The organism is Pectobacterium brasiliense (genome assembly GCF_016950255.1).
In the GTDB taxonomy this organism is placed as follows: domain Bacteria; phylum Pseudomonadota; class Gammaproteobacteria; order Enterobacterales; family Enterobacteriaceae; genus Pectobacterium; species Pectobacterium brasiliense.
This window is the reverse complement of record NZ_JACGFN010000002.1, coordinates 120586-141565: the sequence shown is the minus strand read 5'-3', so window position 1 is coordinate 141565 and position 20980 is coordinate 120586. Positions and strand designations below refer to the sequence as shown.

The 20980-nt window shown below is 52.1% G+C and carries 17 protein-coding genes; 15 read left to right on the top strand and 2 right to left on the bottom strand.

Annotation, left to right across the window (positions count from 1 at the left end; translation table 11 throughout):
* Positions 1-99: 99 nt before the first annotated feature.
* Positions 100-1314, bottom strand: coding sequence for a pyridoxal phosphate-dependent aminotransferase (locus H4F65_RS15190; RefSeq protein WP_010278908.1), 1215 nt, complete (start codon positions 1312-1314; stop codon positions 100-102).
* Between the two features lie 501 nt (positions 1315-1815).
* Between H4F65_RS15190 and lrhA the strand changes: the two genes are divergently transcribed.
* The 15 genes from lrhA to elaB all read left to right on the top strand — a co-directional run bounded on the left by lrhA (position 1816) and on the right by elaB (position 19198).
* Positions 1816-2766, top strand: a complete 951-nt coding sequence (lrhA, locus tag H4F65_RS15185; protein WP_010278906.1) for a transcriptional regulator LrhA — start codon at positions 1816-1818, stop codon at positions 2764-2766.
* 677 nt (positions 2767-3443) lie between these two features.
* Positions 3444-3884: an NADH-quinone oxidoreductase subunit A gene (locus H4F65_RS15180; protein ID WP_010278904.1), complete on the top strand. Its 441-nt coding sequence runs from the start codon at positions 3444-3446 to the stop codon at positions 3882-3884.
* A 17-nt stretch (positions 3885-3901) separates the two neighbouring features.
* A complete protein-coding gene (locus H4F65_RS15175) occupies positions 3902-4576 on the top strand; it encodes a NuoB/complex I 20 kDa subunit family protein (RefSeq protein ID WP_010278902.1) in 675 nt (224 codons plus the stop codon).
* A gap of 98 nt (positions 4577-4674) precedes the next feature.
* Positions 4675-6474, top strand: a complete 1800-nt coding sequence (nuoC, locus tag H4F65_RS15170) for an NADH-quinone oxidoreductase subunit C/D (RefSeq protein ID WP_010278900.1) — start codon at positions 4675-4677, stop codon at positions 6472-6474.
* A gap of 2 nt (positions 6475-6476) precedes the next feature.
* On the top strand, positions 6477-7022 hold the full coding sequence (gene nuoE / locus H4F65_RS15165) for an NADH-quinone oxidoreductase subunit NuoE (protein ID WP_010278898.1): 546 nt from the start codon (positions 6477-6479) through the stop codon (positions 7020-7022).
* On the top strand, positions 7019-8368 hold the full coding sequence (gene nuoF, locus H4F65_RS15160) for an NADH-quinone oxidoreductase subunit NuoF (RefSeq protein WP_010278895.1): 1350 nt from the start codon (positions 7019-7021) through the stop codon (positions 8366-8368). Before nuoE ends, nuoF begins: the two co-directional genes overlap by 4 nt.
* Before the next feature lie 186 nt (positions 8369-8554).
* Complete coding sequence (gene nuoG, locus H4F65_RS15155) at positions 8555-11281, top strand: NADH-quinone oxidoreductase subunit NuoG (RefSeq protein ID WP_039320002.1); 2727 nt, start codon at positions 8555-8557, stop codon at positions 11279-11281.
* A complete protein-coding gene (nuoH, locus tag H4F65_RS15150; protein ID WP_010278889.1) occupies positions 11278-12252 on the top strand; it encodes an NADH-quinone oxidoreductase subunit NuoH in 975 nt (324 codons plus the stop codon). Before nuoG ends, nuoH begins: the two co-directional genes overlap by 4 nt.
* Before the next feature lie 17 nt (positions 12253-12269).
* A complete protein-coding gene (nuoI, locus tag H4F65_RS15145; protein ID WP_010278884.1) occupies positions 12270-12812 on the top strand; it encodes an NADH-quinone oxidoreductase subunit NuoI in 543 nt (180 codons plus the stop codon).
* Between the two features lie 9 nt (positions 12813-12821).
* Positions 12822-13382 carry an NADH-quinone oxidoreductase subunit J gene (gene nuoJ, locus H4F65_RS15140; protein ID WP_010278881.1) on the top strand — a complete coding sequence of 187 codons (561 nt, stop codon included), beginning with the start codon at positions 12822-12824 and terminating at the stop codon, positions 13380-13382.
* Positions 13379-13681: an NADH-quinone oxidoreductase subunit NuoK gene (gene nuoK, locus H4F65_RS15135; RefSeq protein ID WP_005969835.1), complete on the top strand. Its 303-nt coding sequence runs from the start codon at positions 13379-13381 to the stop codon at positions 13679-13681. Before nuoJ ends, nuoK begins: the two co-directional genes overlap by 4 nt.
* On the top strand, positions 13678-15525 hold the full coding sequence (gene nuoL / locus H4F65_RS15130) for an NADH-quinone oxidoreductase subunit L (protein WP_010278858.1): 1848 nt from the start codon (positions 13678-13680) through the stop codon (positions 15523-15525). The genes nuoK and nuoL overlap by 4 nt, the downstream gene beginning before the upstream one ends.
* A gap of 100 nt (positions 15526-15625) precedes the next feature.
* Positions 15626-17161: an NADH-quinone oxidoreductase subunit M gene (nuoM, locus tag H4F65_RS15125; RefSeq protein WP_010278855.1), complete on the top strand. Its 1536-nt coding sequence runs from the start codon at positions 15626-15628 to the stop codon at positions 17159-17161.
* 6 nt (positions 17162-17167) lie between these two features.
* Complete coding sequence (nuoN, locus tag H4F65_RS15120; protein WP_010278852.1) at positions 17168-18625, top strand: NADH-quinone oxidoreductase subunit NuoN; 1458 nt, start codon at positions 17168-17170, stop codon at positions 18623-18625.
* Positions 18626-18886: 261 nt separating this feature from the next.
* Positions 18887-19198 (top strand): stress response protein ElaB, encoded by a 312-nt coding sequence (elaB, locus tag H4F65_RS15115; RefSeq protein WP_010278848.1) that lies wholly within the window; start codon positions 18887-18889, stop codon positions 19196-19198.
* 79 nt (positions 19199-19277) lie between these two features.
* Here the strand turns inward: elaB and treC are convergent, their stop codons facing one another.
* Positions 19278-20969 (bottom strand): alpha,alpha-phosphotrehalase, encoded by a 1692-nt coding sequence (gene treC, locus H4F65_RS15110; RefSeq protein WP_039320085.1) that lies wholly within the window; start codon positions 20967-20969, stop codon positions 19278-19280.
* Positions 20970-20980 lie beyond the last annotated feature (11 nt).

The following is a 20980-nucleotide window of genomic DNA, read 5'->3' as shown; positions in this document are numbered from 1 at the left end:
CATCTATTGTGGGCACATGCCGGAGATTATGCAAACGGAGGTGAGGTATAGTCGCCGAGCGGTGATTGCCCGGCGAGGATAGGTTCGATGACTGCTGGGTTATTGGTGATAGTGCCCCAGGAAACGCCCTAATTTGTGGATTGCCATATCCAGCTCATCAATACGCGGCAGCGTGACGATGCGTACGTGGTCCGGGTAAGGCCAGTTAAATGCGGTTCCCTGAACCAGCAACACTTTTTCCTGCAACAGGAGATCCAATACCAGCTTTTGGTCGTCGTGGATATTGAAGCGCTTGGCATCAATGCGTGGGAACATATAGAGCGCGCCGCGTGGTTTTACGCATGACACGCCGGGGATCTGATTGATCAGTTCCCAGGAACGGTTGCGCTGCTCGTACAGGCGTCCGCCGGGCTGAATAAATTCGCTGATGCTCTGATAGCCGCCCAGCGCGGTCTGAATCGCATGCTGCATCGGCACATTCGCGCACAAACGCATAGAGGCGAGCATTTCCAGCCCTTCAATGTAGCCTTTGGCGTGTTTTTTCGGGCCATTGAGTACCATCCAGCCTTGACGGAAACCCGCCACGCGGTAGGTCTTGGAAAGTCCGTTGAACGTGACTGTCAGCAGATCCGGCGCGAGTGCGGCAATCGAGTGATGCTGCGCATCGTCATACAGAATTTTGTCGTAAATTTCGTCGGCAAAAATGATCAGGTTATGTTCGCGCGCAATCGCCACGATATCCAACAGCAGCTCTTTGCTGTAGACCGCACCCGTTGGGTTATTCGGGTTAATGATGACAATACCGCGAGTATTGGACGTGATCTTTTTGCGGATATCATCCAGATCGGGGAACCAATCGGAGGATTCATCGCAGAGATAGTGAACGGCGTTGCCGTTAGACAGGGAAACCGCGGCGGTCCAAAGCGGGTAGTCCGGCGCAGGAACCAGCATTTCATCGCCTGGGTTAAGCAGCGCCTGCATGGATTGCACGATGAGTTCGGAAACACCGTTACCAATATAGACGTCTTCAACCGTAATATCGCGCATATCCCGCGCCTGATAGTGCTGAACGATGGCTTTACGGGCGGAATAGAGGCCTTTGGAATCACAGTAACCCTGGGCGGTAGGCAGGTTACGGATGACATCGACCAGAATTTCGTCTGGTGCCTCGAAGCCGAAAGGGGCAGGGTTGCCAATGTTCAGTTTAAGGACTTTATTACCTTCTTCTTCAAGCCGCTTGGCTTCCTTTAAGACTGGGCCACGGATGTCATAGCATACGTTCTCCAGTTTCTTGGATTTTTCAATCAGAGACATAAATAGTACGAGCCTTCTGCAGAGAGCGCATATTCCCAGACGGAATAGCATAACCTGCTTAATGTACTCTTCCTGTAGTACCTTTTGAAGAATGATTATCGCTTTTGCTGCAAATGGTTGCGCATCTGCACTATATGGTTGTGTACTCGTTGGATGGTGCGATATGGTAGGGGGCGGACAACTGTTCATGCCGCACTTTTTTAGCGCCAGAATAGGGTGACAGGGAGATCGTGTTTATTTAAGTGTGGAGCGTATTTATTTCGCAAGTTGAAATAAAGGGAAGGTGCCGTTGTTATTGAATTAAGGATTAAGGCTGGTGAGTCATTTAATTACATGATGTCTTACCAATGGAAAGGCGATAGTGGTAACGAAATATAAGTATTTTTTTGCCCTTATCGTGCGTCTGCGATAGTGTCTTTAAATGTATCGGTCATTACCTGTACATGTAATAAAACACCAGGAATATTTTGTTAAAATTAAAATAGATAAGTGAAAAATCGTATGACCAGTGCAAATCGACCAGTACTTAATCTCGATCTTGATTTACTGAGGACGTTTGTTGCCGTTGCAGATTTAAATACATTTGCAGCAGCGGCGAGCGCAGTCAATCGAACCCAATCGGCTGTCAGCCAGCAGATGCAGCGGCTGGAGCAACTCATCGGAAAGGAGCTTTTTGCCCGGCACGGGCGTAATAAATTGCTGACCGAACATGGTATCCAGTTTCTGGGGTATGCCAGAAAAATATTACAATTCAATGATGAAGCTTGTATTTCATTAATGTACAGCGATATTCAGGGTACGCTGACCATCGGGGCGTCTGACGATACGGCAGACACCATACTTCCTTATATTTTGCATCGGGTGACATCCGTATTTCCTAAACTCTCCGTCAATGTCAGCGTAAAACGCAGCGCTGAAATGATGGAAATGTTGAATCAGGGGAAAATAGATCTGGTTATTACCACAATGAACGGTGTGGTGTTTCCTCATGTGTTATTACGTAGTTCTCCAACGTTATGGTATTGCGCGGCGGATTATCAGTTCCGATCGCAAGAACCTGTCCCTCTGGTTGTTCTGGATGAGCCGAGTCCTTTCCGGACGTTGGCTACACAACAGCTGACGGCCGCTGGAATCCCCTGGAGAATTGCGTATGTCGCTTCAACGCTCTCTGCTGTGCGCGCTGCGGTGAAGGCTGGTATGGGTATTACCGTGCGGTCAGTGGAAATGATGAGCCCGGAATTACGGGTGTTGGGCGAAGAGGAGGGGTTGCCGAGGTTGCCTGAAACGCGTTATTTCCTCTGCCAGAATCCTAATCAGGAGAATGAGCTGGCAACGGCAATTTTCAATGTGATTGAATCAGGGAAGCCCTCTCACATTACGCCTGTCAGCATGTTAGCAAACAGCACGAATGAAAGATTGTCTTCCGACCCGTCGCTGAAGGATGCGATCTAATCGTAATGGGTAGTTAACTATCATTCGGGGAGGGTAGGGATGCACCCCGAATGATGATGATTTATGACTAAGGTGTTAAACCCACATCGGCAGCGCCTTCTTGGCCTGCTTTCTTCCCGCCGATCCCACTTTGCGTTTTCCATTTCACATCAATAGGCTAGGCGTGGCGAGATTAATGATCTCTCCCGCTTTATAAAACGTCGGTTCTATTTTTTTAAAATAATGTTATGGAAAATAGCATCAAATCTTATCCAGCATCATCTTGATTTTTTTACTAACTAAATTGGTAAAAATGTGTGCTGGATCAAAAAATACCCCTAATAACCACATGGGGGAACAGGCATTTTCTGTGAAAATGGTATAGTGACGCGGTTAACTTGCTTCGTGTGCTGCTGCACACTGGTTAACTGACAAAAGTACTGACTCGATTTAGCTGCGGGTGAGAACACAAAATGTTAACAAAACAGCGTGCATGTAAAGTAATGTACTGTTATTTTTAGTAAGGTTGAAAAAAAGGTTACAAATTTAGGGGCTCAACCATACCAAGCAAGGCTTACCTGATACGTTTCCATGCTTTTTTGTGGTTATTAATCCTTCCTTTTAATCGATGTGGCGCATTAACTGCCGATAATAGAGCAGAGATGTTACCCGCCACTTTTGATGAGTAAGCAAAGAGAATGTCAACAACTACTGAAATCCTCGCCCATCATTGGGCATTTGGGCTATTCCTTATCATTGCCGTAGGCCTTTGCGTCTTCATGCTGACCGGTGGATTCTTGCTGGGAGGGAGAGCAAAAGGCAGGGCCAAAAACGTACCTTATGAATCCGGTATCGACTCCGTAGGTTCAGCGCGGTTGCGCCTGTCTGCTAAATTTTATCTTGTCGCTATGTTCTTCGTAATCTTCGACGTTGAAGCCCTCTATCTCTACGCTTGGGCTGTGTCTATCAAAGAAAGCGGCTGGATTGGCTTCATTGAAGCAACCATTTTCATTTTGGTGCTGTTGGCTGGTTTGATTTATCTGGTTCGCGTTGGGGCACTTGACTGGACCCCGGTACGTTCCAAGAGACAAGTCGTTAAATCAGACATCATCAACACTACCAACAATCATCCGCAGTAACAGCGAGGCATTTTAAGATGGACTATACGCTCACCCGCATAGAGCCGGACGGTGAGAATGACCGTTATCCCCTGCAAAGTCAGGAGATCGTTTCCGACCCTCTGGAGCAACATGTTCACCGCAGTGTCTATATGGGCAAACTGGAACATGCATTACACGATACGGTGAACTGGGGGCGTCAGAACTCCCTGTGGCCGTACAACTTCGGCCTGTCTTGTTGCTACGTAGAAATGGTGACGTCATTTACCGCCGTTCATGACGTGGCACGTTTTGGTGCTGAGGTTCTGCGTGCGTCGCCACGTCAGGCTGACTTCATGGTAGTCGCGGGAACCTGCTTTACCAAAATGGCCCCCGTTATTCAGCGTCTGTACGAACAAATGCTGGAGCCTAAATGGGTTATCTCCATGGGCGCATGTGCTAACTCCGGTGGTATGTACGATATCTATTCCGTTGTTCAGGGTGTAGATAAATTCCTGCCTGTTGATGTGTACATTCCGGGCTGCCCGCCGCGTCCTGAAGCCTACATGCAAGCGCTGCTGCTGCTGAAAGAATCCATCGGTAAAGAACGCCGCCCTCTGTCATGGGTGGTGGGTGAACAGGGCGTTTACCGCGCCAACATGCAATCTGAGCGTGAGCGCAAACGCGGCGAACGAATCGCTGTGACTAACCTGCGTTCGCCTGATGAGATTTGACCTGTAGATGATAAACCCGGTGACCGTGTAATACCTCGATAATAGTGTGCGGTCATTATCAGCTACAGAAATAGCACATTTAATGTGGTGACATATTTATGACAGATTTAACGACACACGATCTCGCTCAGCCAGGCTGGCAAACCCGCGATCACCTTAACGATCCGGTCGTTGGCGAACTGTGTAACCGTTTTGGACCAGATGCATTTACTGTACAGGCAACCCGCACAGGTATCCCTGTTGTGTGGGTCAAGCGTGAGCAATTACTGGATGTTGTCGCATTCCTGAAAAAACAGCCGAAGCCTTATGTGATGCTGTTTGACTTGCACGGTATGGATGAGCGCCTGCGCACCCATCGTGAAGGTTTACCTGCTGCCGACTACTCCGTCTTTTATCACATCATTTCCATCGAGCGTAACCGCGACATCATGCTGAAAGTCGCGTTAGCCGAGAGCGATCTGCATGTACCGACCGTGACCAAACTGTTCCCGAACGCCAACTGGTATGAGCGTGAAACGTGGGAAATGTTTGGTATTACGTTCAATGGTCACCCGCACCTGACGCGCATCATGATGCCGCAGACGTGGGAAGGTCATCCGTTGCGTAAAGATTATCCGGCGCGTGCGACCGAATTCGATCCTTTCGAGCTGACCAAGCAGAAAGAAGATCTGGAGATGGAATCGCTGACGTTCAAACCGGAAGAGTGGGGAATGAAGCGCGGTACTGAAAATGAGGACTTCATGTTCCTCAACCTCGGTCCGAACCACCCATCTTCACACGGTGCCTTCCGTATTATCCTGCAATTGGATGGTGAAGAAATCGTCGACTGCGTGCCAGATGTGGGCTACCACCACCGCGGTGCGGAGAAAATGGGCGAGCGCCAATCCTGGCACAGCTACATTCCTTATACCGACCGTATTGAATACCTCGGCGGCTGCGTTAACGAAATGCCGTACGTACTGGCCGTGGAAAAACTGGCAGGTATTGAGGTGCCGGATCGCGTCAAGACGATTCGCGTAATGCTGTCTGAGCTGTTCCGTATAAATAGCCATCTGCTGTATATCAGTACTTATATTCAGGACGTCGGTGCGATGACACCGGTGTTCTTTGCGTTTACTGACCGCCAGAAAATTTACGATTTGGTTGAAGCGATTACCGGCTTCCGTATGCACCCAGCGTGGTTCCGTATTGGCGGTGTGGCACACGATCTGCCACGCGGCTGGGAACGTCTGCTGCGTGAGTTCCTTGATTGGATGCCAAGTCGTCTGGATACCTACGTCAAGGCTGCGTTGCAGAACACCATTCTGAAAGGCCGTACTCAGGGCGTCGCCGCCTACAATGCGAAAGAAGCGTTGGATTGGGGCGTAACGGGTGCGGGTCTACGTGCCACTGGTATTGGTTTTGACGTGCGTAAATGGCGTCCGTATTCCGGTTATGAAAACTTTGACTTTGAAGTGCCAGTCGGTGACGGCATCAGCGATTGCTATAGCCGCGTTATGCTGAAAGTCGAAGAACTGCGTCAGAGCTTACGTATTCTGGATCAGTGCCTCAAGAACATGCCGGAAGGCCCGTTCAAAGCGGATCACCCGCTGACGACGCCGCCGCCAAAAGAGCGCACGTTGCAGCATATCGATACGCTGATCAACCACTTCCTCCAGGTTTCCTGGGGACCGGTGATGCCTGCCAATGAATCATTCCAGATGGTTGAGGCAACGAAAGGTATCAACAGCTATTACCTGACCAGCGACGGCGGCACGATGAGCTACCGTACCCGTATTCGCACGCCGAGCTATGCGCACCTGCAACAGATTCCTTCTGTCATTCGTGGGTGTCTGGTATCCGACCTGATCGTTTACCTCGGCAGTATTGATTTCGTAATGTCAGATGTGGACCGCTAATTATGCATGATCATAACAATCACGATCATATTGACGCTCAGGGACAACCTGCTGCCGATTCGCTGACAAAAGACAATGCTTTTGTATTGAGTGATGCTGAACGTGACGCCATTGAGCACGAAAAACATCACTACGAAGATGCACGCGCCGCGTCAATCGAAGCACTGAAAATTGTGCAGAAAGAACGCGGCTGGGTACCGGATGGGGCTATCCACGCGATTGCCGAGTTGCTGGGTATTCCTGCCAGTGACGTGGAAGGCGTGGCAACGTTCTACAGCCAGATTTTCCGTCAGCCTGTCGGGCGTCATGTTATTCGCTATTGCGACAGCGTCGTGTGCCACATCAATGGCTATCAGGGCGTTCAGGCCGCGCTTGAGCGTAAGCTCAGCATCAAACCGGGACAGACAACGTTCGATGGACGTTTCACGCTGTTGCCGACCTGCTGCCTGGGGAACTGTGACAAGGGGCCGTCAATGATGATTGACGAAGATACCCATACCCATGTGACGCCGGAAGGAATTGAATCGTTATTGGAGCAGTATCAATGAGTAAAGACATTGTTCTGACTGCTGAGCAGCATCCTCTGACCTGGCGTTTACGTGCAGACAAACAGCCGGTGTGGCTGGATGAATATCGCAGCAAAAACGGCTATGCCGCCGCGCAAAAAGCGTTAACCGGCATGGCGCAGGATGAAGTGGTCTCACTGGTTAAAGACGCTGGCCTGAAAGGGCGTGGCGGCGCAGGCTTTTCGACAGGCTTGAAGTGGAGCCTGATGCCGAAAGACGAAAGCATGAATATCCGCTACCTGCTGTGTAACGCGGATGAGATGGAACCCGGCACTTATAAAGACCGCCTGCTGATGGAGCAAGAGCCTCATCTGCTGGTTGAAGGCATGCTGATCAGCGCCTTTGCGCTGAAAGCCTACCGTGGCTACATCTTCCTGCGCGGTGAATACATCGAAGCTGCCGTTCACCTGCGTCGCGCAATCGAAGAAGCGAAAGCGGCTGGCCTGCTGGGCAAAAATATTCTGGGCAGCGGATTTGATTTCGAGCTGTTCGTGCATACGGGCGCTGGGCGTTATATCTGCGGTGAAGAAACTGCACTGATTAACTCACTGGAAGGCCGTCGTGCTAACCCACGCTCTAAGCCGCCGTTCCCGGCGTCTGCGGGTGTGTGGGGCAAACCGACCTGCGTTAACAACGTGGAAACGCTGTGTAACGTCCCGGCGATTATCGAGCACGGTGCGGCGTGGTATCAGGGGCTGTCTGCGGGTAAAAGTAAAGATGCAGGCACGAAACTGATGGGTTTCTCCGGCCGCGTCAAGAATCCGGGCCTGTGGGAACTGCCGTTCGGTACGACTGCGCGTGAAATTCTGGAAGACTACGCGGGCGGTATGCGCGATGGTCTGAAGCTGAAAGCTTGGCAACCGGGTGGTGCCGGTACGGATTTCCTGACGGAAAGCCATCTCGATCTGCCGATGGATTTTGAGCACATTGCGAAAGCGGGTAGCCGTATGGGTACCGCATTGGCGATGGCCGTCGATCACGAAATCAATATGGTTTCGCTGACGCGCAATCTCGAAGAATTCTTCTCCCGTGAATCCTGTGGCTGGTGTACGCCGTGCCGCGATGGTCTGCCGTGGAGCGTGAAGATTCTGCGTGCGCTGGAGAAGGGTGAAGGCCAGCCAGGCGATATCGAAACGCTGGAGCAACTTTGCCGTTTTCTCGGACCGGGTAACACCTTCTGTGCGCATGCGCCGGGTGCGGTCGAACCGCTGCAAAGTGCCATCAAGTATTTCCGGGAAGAATTCGAAGCGGGTATCTCTAAACAGTATTTAGGCAATGTCAAAGCGATTGGCGGTATTCAGCCTAACCTGTTGAAAGAGCGCTGGTAAGCTATCGCTCAACACGTGCGAGATGCAGTGAATGTATCCGCAGGGTGGCGCAAATAAGCCACCCTCATAAACCCAATAGATTTCAAGGCGCAGGTAGCCAACGCATTTGCGATTTGAAAGTGAGGGTATACAGAATTTTTGATTAGCGCTCGTGGTAACACGGGCCATTATGGAAGCATGCTGACTATGGCTACTATTCATGTAGACGGCAAAGAGTATGAAGTAAACGGAGCAGACAACCTTCTTGAAGCTTGCCTGACTCTGGGACTTGATATTCCTTACTTTTGCTGGCACCCCGCGCTCGGGAGCGTCGGATCCTGCCGCCTCTGTGCGGTAAAACAGTACCAAAACGCGGAAGACACCCGCGGTCGTCTGGTGATGTCTTGTATGACACCGGCAACCGAAGGAACGTTCATCGCGATTGAAGATGAAGAAGCGAAGCTATTCCGTAAGACGATAGTTGAGTTTCTGATGACCAACCATCCGCACGATTGTCCGGTGTGTGAGGAAGGCGGTAACTGTCATTTGCAGGATATGACGGTGATGACGGGGCAGAACTTCCGTCGCTATCGCTTCACCAAACGTACCCACCGCAATCAGGATCTCGGGCCGTTCATTTCTCATGAGATGAACCGCTGTATCGCGTGCTATCGCTGCGTGCGTTACTACAAAGACTACGCGGATGGCAAAGATCTCGGTGTTTACGGTGCTCACGACAACGTCTACTTCGGTCGCCCGGAAGATGGCACGCTGGAAAGCGAGTTCTCCGGCAACCTGGTTGAAGTGTGTCCTACCGGTGTATTCACCGATAAAACGCACTCCGAGCGCTATAACCGTAAATGGGATATGCAGTTTGCACCGAGCGTCTGCCAACAGTGCAGCATCGGCTGTAATACCAGCCCTGGTGAGCGCTATGGCGAACTGCGTCGTATCGAAAACCGTTTCAACGGTAGCGTAAACCACTATTTCCTGTGTGACCGCGGCCGTTTTGGTTACGGCTATGTCAACCAGAAAGACCGTCCGAACCAGCCGCTGCAACGTCGTGGTGATGACTGGATCGCGCTGAATGCCGATCAGGCATTGCAAGGTGCGGCGGATGTGCTGCGTCAGGCGAAGAAAACGATCGGCATCGGTTCACCGCGTGCCAGCATTGAAAGCAACTTCGCGTTGCGTGAGTTAGTTGGTGCTGAAAACTTCTACACCGGTATCGCGCAGGAAGAACAAAATCGTCTGCAACTGATCCTGAAAGTGCTGCGTGAAAGCGGTGTGAGAACACCGGCGCTGCGTGAGATCGAAGGCTACGATGCGGTTCTGATTCTGGGTGAAGACTTGACGCAGACAGGTGCGCGTATCGCACTGGCAGTTCGTCAGGCTGTTAAAGGTAAAGCTCGCGAAATGGCAGCAGCACAGAAAGTGGCTGACTGGCAGATTGCGGCGATCATGAACATCGGTCAGCATGCCAAGCATCCGCTGTTTGTCACCAACGTCGACAACACCCGTCTGGACGACATCGCCGCATGGAACTACCGTGCGCCAGTTGCCGATCAGGCTCGCCTTGGTTTTGCCATTGCACACGGTCTGGATAGCAGCGCACCAGCAGTTACCGATCTGGCTGCGGGCCTCGACCAGAAAGTCGATATCATCGTACAGGCGCTGGCCGGTGCGAAAAAACCACTCATCATCTCCGGTACCAATTCAGGTAGCGAGGAAGTGATCTCTGCGGCGGCAAACGTTGCCAAGGCGCTGAAAAATCGCGGTTCTGACGTCGGCATCACCTTTGTTGCTCCTGCTGCCAACAGCATCGGGTTGTCAATCATGGGGGGCGGTTCGCTGGATGACGCGCTGGCGCAGTTGGAAAACGGCGACGCTGATAGCGTGGTGGTTCTGGAGAACGATCTCTACCGTCATGCTCCAATCGCTCGCGTTGACGCGGCACTGGAAAAAGCTGCAAACCTGATTGTGGTTGACCATCAGCGTACTCGCATCATGGATAAGGCCAGCATCATTCTGTCTGCCGCCAGCTTTGCTGAAAGCGACGGTACGTTGGTGAATCAGGAAGGCCGCGCTCAGCGTTTCTTCCAGGTTTATGACCCAACGTACTACAACGACAAAATTGTGATGCTGGAAAGCTGGCGCTGGCTGCACTCGCTGTATATCACCTATAACAGCCGTCAGGTTGACTGGACGCAGTTGGATAACGTGATTGATGCGTGTGTTGCTGAATTGCCGCAGTTGGCTGCAATTAAAGATGCCGCGCCTGATGCCTCGTTCCGTATTCGTGGTCAGAAACTGTCGCGTTCACCGATTCGCTCCAGCGGCCGTACTGCGATGCGTGCCAATATCAGCGTGCATGAACCGCGTCAGCCCGTCGATAAAGACACTATGTTTGCCTTCTCAATGGAAGGGAACAACAGCCCGACAGCTAATCGTCAGCAAATTCCGTTTGCCTGGGCACCAGGCTGGAACTCACCGCAAGCCTGGAACAAATTCCAGGACGAAGTGGGCGGACATTTGCGTCATGGCGATCCGGGTGTGCGTATGATCGAAGCCGGAGAAGGTTCGCTGGCGTATTTCAATAACATTCCTGCGGCTTTCGTCCCACAGGCGGGTCAATGGCGTGTTGCGCCGTATTATCACCTGTTTGGTAGTGATGAAATGTCACAGCGTTCTGACGTGATTCAGCAGCGTATGCCAGAGCCTTACGTTATGGTGAACCCGGCTGATGCGGCAACGCTGGGCGTGAACGCCGGTGCGTTGCTGGAGTTGACCTGTGCAGGACAAACGCTACGTCTGCCACTGCGCTTAAGTGCGACATTGAGTCAGGGACAGGTTGGTTTACCGCTGGGCTTGCCGGGCATTGCACCGGTGCTGGCGGGTGCAACCGTTGAAAATCTGCGGGAGGCCGCACAATGAGTTGGTTAACACCGGAATTAATCGAGATTCTGATCTCCGTCGGAAAAGCGATCGTGATTCTGCTGGTTGTGGTGACCTGTGGCGCATTCATGAGTATGGGTGAACGTCGACTGCTCGGCCTCTTCCAGGGACGTTATGGACCGAACCGGGTAGGTTGGGGCGGTTCATTGCAGCTTGTCGCTGACATGATCAAGATGTTCTTCAAAGAAGACTGGGTGCCGAATTTCACCGATAAGGTGATCTTCACACTGGCACCGATGATCGCGTTTACGTCAATGCTGATTGCCTTTGCGATTGTGCCGATCACGCCAACCTGGGGTGTCGCCGATCTGAACATCGGTATCCTGTTCTTCCTGATGATGGCAGGTTTGGCCGTTTACGCGGTGCTGTTTGCTGGCTGGGCAAGTAACAACAAATACTCGCTGCTGGGTGCGGTACGTGCTTCTGCTCAGACCGTAAGCTACGAAGTGTTCATCGGCCTGTCATTGATGGGGGTTGTCGCGCAAGCGGGCTCGTTCAACATGCGTGACATCGTCGATTCTCAGGAACACCTGTGGAACGTGATCCCGCAGTTCTTCGGTTTTATTACGTTTGCCATCGCAGGCGTGGCGGTGTGTCACCGTCACCCGTTTGACCAGCCTGAAGCTGAACAGGAACTGGCAGATGGTTACCACATTGAATACTCCGGTATGAAATTCGGTCTGTTCTTTGTCGGGGAATATATCGGGATCGTGACTGTTTCCGCGCTGATGGTGACCTTATTCTTCGGTGGCTGGCATGGTCCAATCCTGCCTCCGTTTGTCTGGTTTGCGCTGAAAACAGGCTTTTTCATGATGATGTTCATCCTGATTCGTGCTTCGTTACCCCGTCCGCGTTATGACCAGGTGATGTCTTTCGGTTGGAAAGTCTGTCTGCCGATAACGCTTTTGAATCTGCTGGCGACAGCGGCCGTCATTTTGTACAACGCTTAAGAAGGGGTGAATAAACCATGACATTGAAAGAGTTAGTGGTTGGTTTCGGCACCCAGATACGCAGTATCTGTATGGTGGGATCGAATGCTTTTAAGAAGCGCGAAACCAGAATGTATCCAGAAGAGCCTGTGAATCCACCGCCGCGCTACCGTGGTCGTATCGTGCTGACGCGCGATCCTGATGGTGAAGAGCGTTGCGTTGCCTGCAACCTGTGTGCGGTGGCCTGTCCGGTCGGCTGTATCTCATTGCAGAAAGCGGAAACCAAAGATGGTCGCTGGTATCCAGAGTTCTTCCGCGTCAACTTCTCGCGCTGCATTTTCTGCGGCTTCTGTGAAGAAGCCTGCCCGACAACTGCTATCCAGCTGACGCCGGATTTCGAGATGGGCGACTACAAACGTCAGGATCTGGTGTACGAGAAAGAAGATTTGCTGATATCGGGGCCGGGTAAATATCCGGAATACAATTTCTACCGGATGGCTGGTATGGCAATCGATGGGAAAGACAAAGGCGAAGCTGAAAACGAAGCTAAACCCATTGATGTCAAAGGCCTGTTGCCCTAAGGAGCTAGCATGGAATTCGCTTTTTATACCACAGGCTTGATTGCGATACTGGCGACATTGCGCGTCATTACGCATACCAATCCTGTGCATGCATTGTTGTATATGGTCACCTCGCTTATGGCGATTGCGGGCGTATTTTTCTCGCTGGGGGCTAATTTTGCCGGCGCGCTGAGCATCATCGTGTATGCAGGTGCCATCATGGTGCTGTTTGTGTTCGTGGTCATGATGCTCAACCTCGGTAATTCCGTAGAAGAACAAGAGCGGAATTGGCTGAAGCCTAGCGTCTGGATCGGTCCGAGCATTCTTTCACTGGCATTACTGGTGATTGTCGTCAATGCCATCCTTAGCCTGAAAGAGCAGGGCATAACGGGTACGCCAGTTGAGGCGAAAGCCGTGGGTATCAGCCTGTTTGGTCCTTATGTTCTGGCTGTTGAATTGGCATCAATGCTGCTGCTGGCGGGATTGGTTGTCGCTTTCCACATTGGTCGTGAAGATAAACGTGGTGACGTTGTCAGTAAAGAAGGCGCGAACCAGGACGTTGAGAAGAAAATAACGGGGGAACGCGCATGATTCCGTTACAACATGGGTTAATTTTAGCCGCTATCCTGTTTGTTCTGGGACTGACTGGTCTGTTGATTCGCCGTAACCTGCTGTTTATGTTGATCAGTCTCGAAATTATGATCAATGCTGCCGCGCTGGCTTTTGTCGTTGCAGGCAGTTACTGGCAGCAGCCGGATGGTCAGGTGATGTACATTCTGGCGATTACGCTGGCAGCGGCTGAGGCCAGTATTGGTCTGGCACTGTTGCTACAAATGTATCGTCGTCGTCAGACCCTGAATATTGATACAGTCAGTGAGATGCGCGGATGAACTTACTCTATTTAACAATACTCTTCCCGCTGCTCGGCTTTCTGTTGCTGGCATTTTCTCGCGGTCGCTGGTCGGAAAATACGTCCGCGACTGTCGGTGTTGGCTCGATTGGTCTGGCAGCGTTGGTTACCGCTTGGGTTGTGGTCGATTTCATGGGCCAACAGCACGGTGGCGTGACCTTCTTTAATCAGCATTTGTGGACATGGATGGCCGTTGGCAACTTCGACATCAGCGTAACGCTGACGCTCGATGGCCTTTCGGTGACGATGCTGTCCGTTGTAACAGGCGTTGGTTTCTTTATCCACCTGTTTGCCTCCTGGTACATGCGTGGGGAAGAGGGATATTCCCGCTTCTTTGCCTACACCAACCTGTTCATCGCGAGTATGGTCGTTCTGGTACTGGCAGATAACCTGTTGTTGATGTACCTCGGTTGGGAAGGGGTGGGGCTGTGCAGTTACCTGCTGATCGGTTTCTACTACACCAATCCGAAGAACGGCGCGGCGGCGATGAAAGCTTTCATCGTTACGCGTGTGGGTGACGTCTTCCTCGCCTTTGCCCTGTTCATCCTTTACAAAGAACTGGGTACGCTTAACTTCCGCGAGCTGATGGTATTGGCACCGCAGAAACTGGCTGAAGGTTCACCGGAAATCACCTGGGCTACGCTGATGTTGCTGGGTGGTGCCGTCGGTAAATCGGCACAGCTGCCGCTGCAAACCTGGCTGGCAGATGCGATGGCGGGTCCAACGCCGGTCTCTGCACTGATCCACGCCGCGACGATGGTTACCGCGGGCGTTTACCTGATTGCGCGCACAAACGGCCTCTTCCTGATGGCACCGGATGTTCTGCATCTGGTAGGAATTGTGGGTGCAGTAACGCTGGTGCTGGCGGGTTTTGCCGCTCTGGTTCAAACCGACATCAAGCGCGTCTTGGCTTATTCTACTATGAGCCAGATTGGTTACATGTTCCTGGCGCTGGGCGTTCAGGCATGGGATGCCGCGATTTTCCACCTGATGACGCACGCGTTCTTTAAAGCGCTGCTGTTCCTCTCTTCTGGTTCGGTGATTCTGGCCTGCCACCACGAGCAGAACATCTTCAAGATGGGCGGCCTGCGTAAAACGATTCCGCTGGTTTATGTTTGCTTCCTGGTCGGGGGCGCGGCGCTGGCTGCACTGCCGCTGGTTACCGCAGGCTTCTTCAGTAAAGACGAGATTCTGGCTGGCGCATGGGCAAATGGTCACATCAATCTGATGGTGGCTGGATTGGCCGGTGCCTTCATGACCTCGCTGTATACGTTCCGTATGATTTTCATCGTGTTCCACGGTGAAGAGAAAACCAAAGCGCATGCAGGAAAAGGCATTTCTCACCACTTACCGCTGGTTGTGCTGATGATTCTGTCCACCTTTATTGGTGCGATGATTGTTCCGCCGTTGCACGGTGTATTGCCGGCGACGACAGAGCTTGAACATGGTCAGTTGATGACGTTGGAAATTACCTCTGGCGTGGTGGCGATTGCCGGTATTCTGCTTGCTGCTGTGCTGTGGCTGGGTAAACGTCAGGCGGTGAGCAGCATCGCGAAGAGTGCTCCAGGTCGTTTCTTCTCGACCTGGTGGTTCCACGCGTGGGGCTTCGACTGGTTGTATGACCATGTCTTTGTGAAACCGTATCTGGCTATCGCGAAGCTGTTGCAGCGTGATCCGTTAAATGCATTGATGACGCTTCCGGCTACGATTACCCGTTGGGGTAACCGTGGGCTAGCGCTCAGTGCGAATGGTCAGTTGCGCTGGTACGTTGCTTCTATGGGCTTTGGTGCCGTGCTGGTACTGGCCTTGTTACTGCTGGTCTAAAGCAGTATCCGGTAACGTATAAAAGGTAGGGCATTCCGCAGGTAGGGATGCCCGCCACGGCAAGTTTTCAGATTTCTTTAATTTAGGGACACAAAACGCCATGCTACTACCTTGGCTAATTCTTCTCCCCTTTATCGGCGGTCTGCTGTGCTGGCAGTTAGAGCGTTTTGGTACGAAAGTACCGCGCTGGATAGCGTTGATTGCAATGGGGCTGACACTCGCACTGTCTCTGCAACTGTGGTTGCAAGGCGGTTACTCTCTGACTGCGCCAACAGGCGTGCCACAATGGCAATCCGAGTTTTATGTGCCATGGATCCCACGCTTCGGCATCGGTATCCATCTTGCGCTGGATGGCCTGTCGCTGCTGATGGTGGTGCTGACGGGGCTGCTGGGCGTGTTGGCAATCCTCTGTTCCTGGAATGAAATTCAGCGCTATCAGGGCTTTTTCCACCTGAACCTGCTGTGGATTCTTGGCGGCGTTATCGGTGTGTTCCTTGCCATCGACATGTTCCTGTTCTTCTTCTTCTGGGAAATGATGCTGGTACCGATGTACTTCCTGATTGCACTGTGGGGGCATAAAGGCTCCGATGGTAAAACCAGAATTACGGCGGCAACCAAGTTCTTCATTTATACCCAGGCAAGTGGCCTGATCATGTTGATTGCGATTCTGGCGCTGGTCTTTGTGCATCACAATGCCACCGGCGTTTGGACGTTCAACTATGAAGACCTGCTGAAGACGCCGATGTCATACGGTGTTGAATATCTGCTGATGCTGGGCTTCTTCATCGCGTTTGCTGTAAAAATGCCTGTTGTGCCGTTGCACGGCTGGCTGCCGGATGCACACAGCCAGGCGCCAACCGCGGGTTCTGTTGATCTGGCGGGGATCCTGTTGAAAACGGCGGCCTACGGTCTGCTGCGTTTCAGCCTGCCGCTGTTCCCGAACGCCTCCCATGCCTTTGCACCGATTGCCATGTGGCTGGGTGTGATTGGTATCTTCTACGGTGCCTGGTTGGCCTTTAAACAGACTGACATCAAACGTCTGATCGCTTACACCTCGGTGTCCCACATGGGCTTCGTCATGATTGCCATCTATTCCGGTAATCAACTGGCTTATCAGGGCGCAGTAATTCAGATGATTGCGCACGGCCTGTCCGCTGCCGGTCTGTTTATTCTGTGCGGTCAACTGTACGAGCGTCTGCATACTCGTGACATGCGTGAAATGGGCGGCCTGTGGGCGCGTTTGAAATACCTGCCAGCGCTGTCTCTGTTCTTTGCTGTCGCGACGTTGGGGATGCCAGGAACGGGCAACTTTGTTGGCGAATTCATGATTCTGTTCGGCAGCTATCAGGTTGTGCCGGTGATTACGGTGATCTCAACCTTCGGTCTGGTATTTGCGTCGGTCTACTCACTGATCATGATTCAGCGTGCTTATTACGGTACGCCTAAGTCTGATGAACCATTGAAGAGTATGTCGTTCCGCGAATTGTCTATCGTGATGCTGTTGGTGGTATTACTGGTGTTGTTAGGGGTTTACCCGCAACCGATTCTGGATACCTCCAGTGCCGCGATGTCAAATATCCAGCAGTGGTTTATGTCGTCTGCTCCAGATTCAATTATTTCAACAACAAGGCCGTAATTCGCCATGACAATAACTCTTCAACAACTAATTGCGCTATCGCCGCTGTTGATCGTCGGATTGACGGTAGTGGTTGTGATGCTGTGCATTGCGTGGCGACGCAACCATTTTGTCAACGCAACCATGACGGTTATCGGCCTGAATATTGCGTTGCTGTCACTGTACTTTGTCGGTCAGGCTGGCCCAACGGACGTGACGCCGCTGCTGCGTGTTGATGGCTTCTCGATGTTCTATACCGGACTGGTTCTGCTTGCCAGTCTGGCAACCAGCACGTTTGCCTATCCGTGGCTGCAAGGCTACCCAGACAACCGTGATGAGTTCTACTTGCTGGTTCTGATTGCTGCGTTAGGTGGGATCCTGCTGGCGAGCGCTAACCATTTGGCTTCGTTGTTCATCGGGATTGAACTGCTTTCTCTGCCGTTGTTTGGTCTGGTCGGTTATGCCTTCCGCCTGAAACGTTCGCTGGAAGCCAGTATTAAATACATGCTGCTGTCGGCAGCGGCCTCTTCCTTCCTGCTGTTTGGGATGGCGCTGATTTATGCTGAATCAGGTGATATGAGCTTTGCCAGCCTCGGTAAGAGCCTGAGCGATCACCAAATCCATGAGCCGCTGTTGCTGGCAGGCTTGGGGATGATGATTGTCGGTCTGGGCTTCAAACTGTCTCTGGTTCCGTTCCAGCTGTGGACGCCTGATGTGTATCAGGGCGCGCCTGCACCTGTGTCTACGTTTCTTGCGACAGCCGGTAAAATTGCCGTTTTCGGTGCAGTCATGCGTTTGTTCCTGTATGCGCCGATGGCTGACAGCGAGTCTGTCAGAATCGTGCTGGGTGTTATCGCATTCGCATCGATCCTGTTCGGTAACGTGATGGCGGTATCGCAAACCAACATCAAACGTCTGCTCGGCTACTCTTCCATCGCGCATTTGGGCTATTTGCTGGTTGCCCTGATTGCGGTTCAGAGCCATCAACTGGCGCTGGAAACCGTAGGCGTGTATCTGGTGGGTTACCTGTTCAGCAGCCTGGGTGCGTTTGGTGTGGTTAGCCTGATGTCCAGCCCGTACCGTGGGCCGGATGCTGATTCACTGTTCTCTTACCGTGGTTTGTTCTGGCATAAACCGATCCTGTCTGCGGTGATGACGGTGATGATGCTGTCTCTTGCGGGTATTCCGATGACGCTGGGCTTCTTCGGTAAATTCTACGTGCTGGCTGTCGGTGTTAACGCTGAACTGTGGTGGCTGACTGGTGCGGTCGTGCTGGGTAGCGCCATTGGCCTGTACTACTATCTGCGTGTGATGGTCAGTTTGTTCCTGAATGCGCCGCAGGTGTTGCAGCGTGATACGCCAAACAACTGGGCTTTAACCGCTGGTGGTGTGGTCGTACTGATCTCCTCCATCGCAGTGCTGTTCTTTGGTTTGTATCCGCAGCCGCTTATCTCTCTGGTGCAATTGGCGCAGCCAATGATGTAACCGCTGACGAGAGTCTGCTTGAGTTATGAAACGCCGTTGATGAGAATCAACGGCGTTTTTTTATGGCGAGCTTCCTGCTCGCCACCCTTCGGGCCGTCGCAAGCGACGTTGAAAAACGCTCACTGCGTTTTTTTATGGAAGCAAAATACGTTTTAGGAATGATCTGGTCTGTTGAAGCCGTAGCAAAGGCGCAAAATTGTCTATAGTTAACAAGGCAACGATTTATAACTAATGACTTTTCATAACAGAAGGAAGCACTTTATGGCAGCGACAAAAAAACAGCCTGAAGATATTCGTGTTGATGATGATTTAAAACTTCTGTCTGAAACGCTGGATGAGGTATTGCGCTATACGGGCGATCAGGCAGACCAAGCCTACCTTGATTTGAAGAAGGGCGCTGAAAAAGCGCTGCTGGAAGTCAAAGCCCGTATTGGCGTAACTGACAGCTATTATGCACGCGCCAAGCAGGTGGCCGACAAAGCCGACGTCTATGTGCATGACAAACCGTGGCACGGTATCGGTATCGGTGCCTCGGTAGGTCTGGTGTTAGGATTACTGCTGGCTAAGCGCTAGTTTCTGCCAATCTAGTTTCTGGTAATGTAGTTTCCAGGAATAATGTAGCGGGGTTACCCGCTACATCTCTCGATATCCTTTAGTCCTGAATCTTATCCTCTTTCTCCGGCATTCCTTGTACCCAATAGATGGCTTCAAACGGGCGTAGCTCCAGGATTGCGGGCTGAGTCTGGGCGTCAGGGTAATTGCTGAGTAACAGTCGCCAGCGGCGGTCATGAGTATCAATGGGAGGCTGCCAGAGCAGGGGCTGCTTGCTGAGGTTTGCCAGAACCAGAAGCCGCTGTCCTTCCCAGATACGCTGATAGCACCAGACGGTAGGATGGTCTGGCAAAAGATCCTGATACTCGCCATACGTCAGCAGCGGAAGCGCTTTACGCATAGCGATAAGCTGTTGGTAGGTGTAGAAGACGGACTCTTTATCCGCCAGCGCCAGCTCCGCGTTAATGTGGGTGAAATTCTGGCATGGCGTTATCCACGGTGTACCACTCGTAAATCCAGCATGCTTGCTGGTATCCCACTGCATCGGCGCACGGCCGTTATCGCGCGACTTGCTGGCGAGGATTGCTAAGGTTTGTGCCTCTGGCTGGCCGCGATCGCGCTGTTCAGCAAATTGATTCAGGCTTTCAATGTCACGGTATTGTTCAATCTGCGTATAGCCGGGATTGGTCATACCCAGTTCCTCGCCCTGATAGATATAGGGCGTACCTTGCATACCGTGAAGTACCATTGCCAGCATCTTGGCGGACTGCACACGGAATTCGCCTTCGTCACCAAAGCGTGACACGATGCGTGGCTGATCGTGATTACACCAGAACAACGCATTCCAGGCGTGGTTGTGCATTCCCTGCTGCCAGTGATTAAAAATCTGCTTAAGCTGGATGAAATCAGGTTCCGCCAGCGTCCATTTTTCCCCATTGGGATAATCGACTTTCAGATGATGGAAATTGAACGTCATGGAGAGTTCGCTGCCGTCCAGCGCGGCGTAGCGGCGGCAGTGCTCCAGCGAGGTAGATGACATTTCACCGACGGTCATCAAGCCGAGTGGCTGAAAAACATCCTGACTGAATTCCTGCAAGTAATCATGAATCAGGGGGCCATCGGTATAGAAACGGCGTCCATCGCCCTGAGCATCAGACGGGAAGTCCTGCTGCTTGGAGACCAGGTTGATGACGTCCAGCCGCAGCCCGTCCACGCCTTTATCCGCCCAAAATTCACAAACCTGTTTTAATTCATCGCGTACGCGTGGGTGTTCCCAATTCAGATCGGCCTGTTCGGTAGCGAAAAGGTGCAGATAATACTGTTTGCTTTCCGCGTGCCACTGCCAGGCTGGCCCACCAAATTTTGATCGCCAGTTATTGGGCAGTGCACCGTCATTACCATCACGCCAGATATAAAAATGACGGTACGGGCTGCGGCGATCCTGCGCGTTCAGGAACCAGTGATGCTGCGTCGAGGTGTGGTTGAACACCATATCCATGACGATACGGATACGGCGCTGGTGCGCTTCCGCGATCAACGTTTCCATATCGGCCATCGTGCCATAGGTTGGGTCGATGGCGCAGTAGTCGGCGACGTCATAGCCGTTATCAACCTGAGGAGAAAGATAAACCGGCGTCAGCCAGATCGCATCGACACCCAGCTGTTGCAGGTAATCGAGTCGGGTGGTGACGCCAGCGATGTCGCCAATGCCATTTCCGGTACTGTCCTGAAAGCTCTTCGGATAGATTTGATAAATTACGCCGTTTTGCCACCAGGGAAGCGAGGCGTTCATCGTCATGAGGT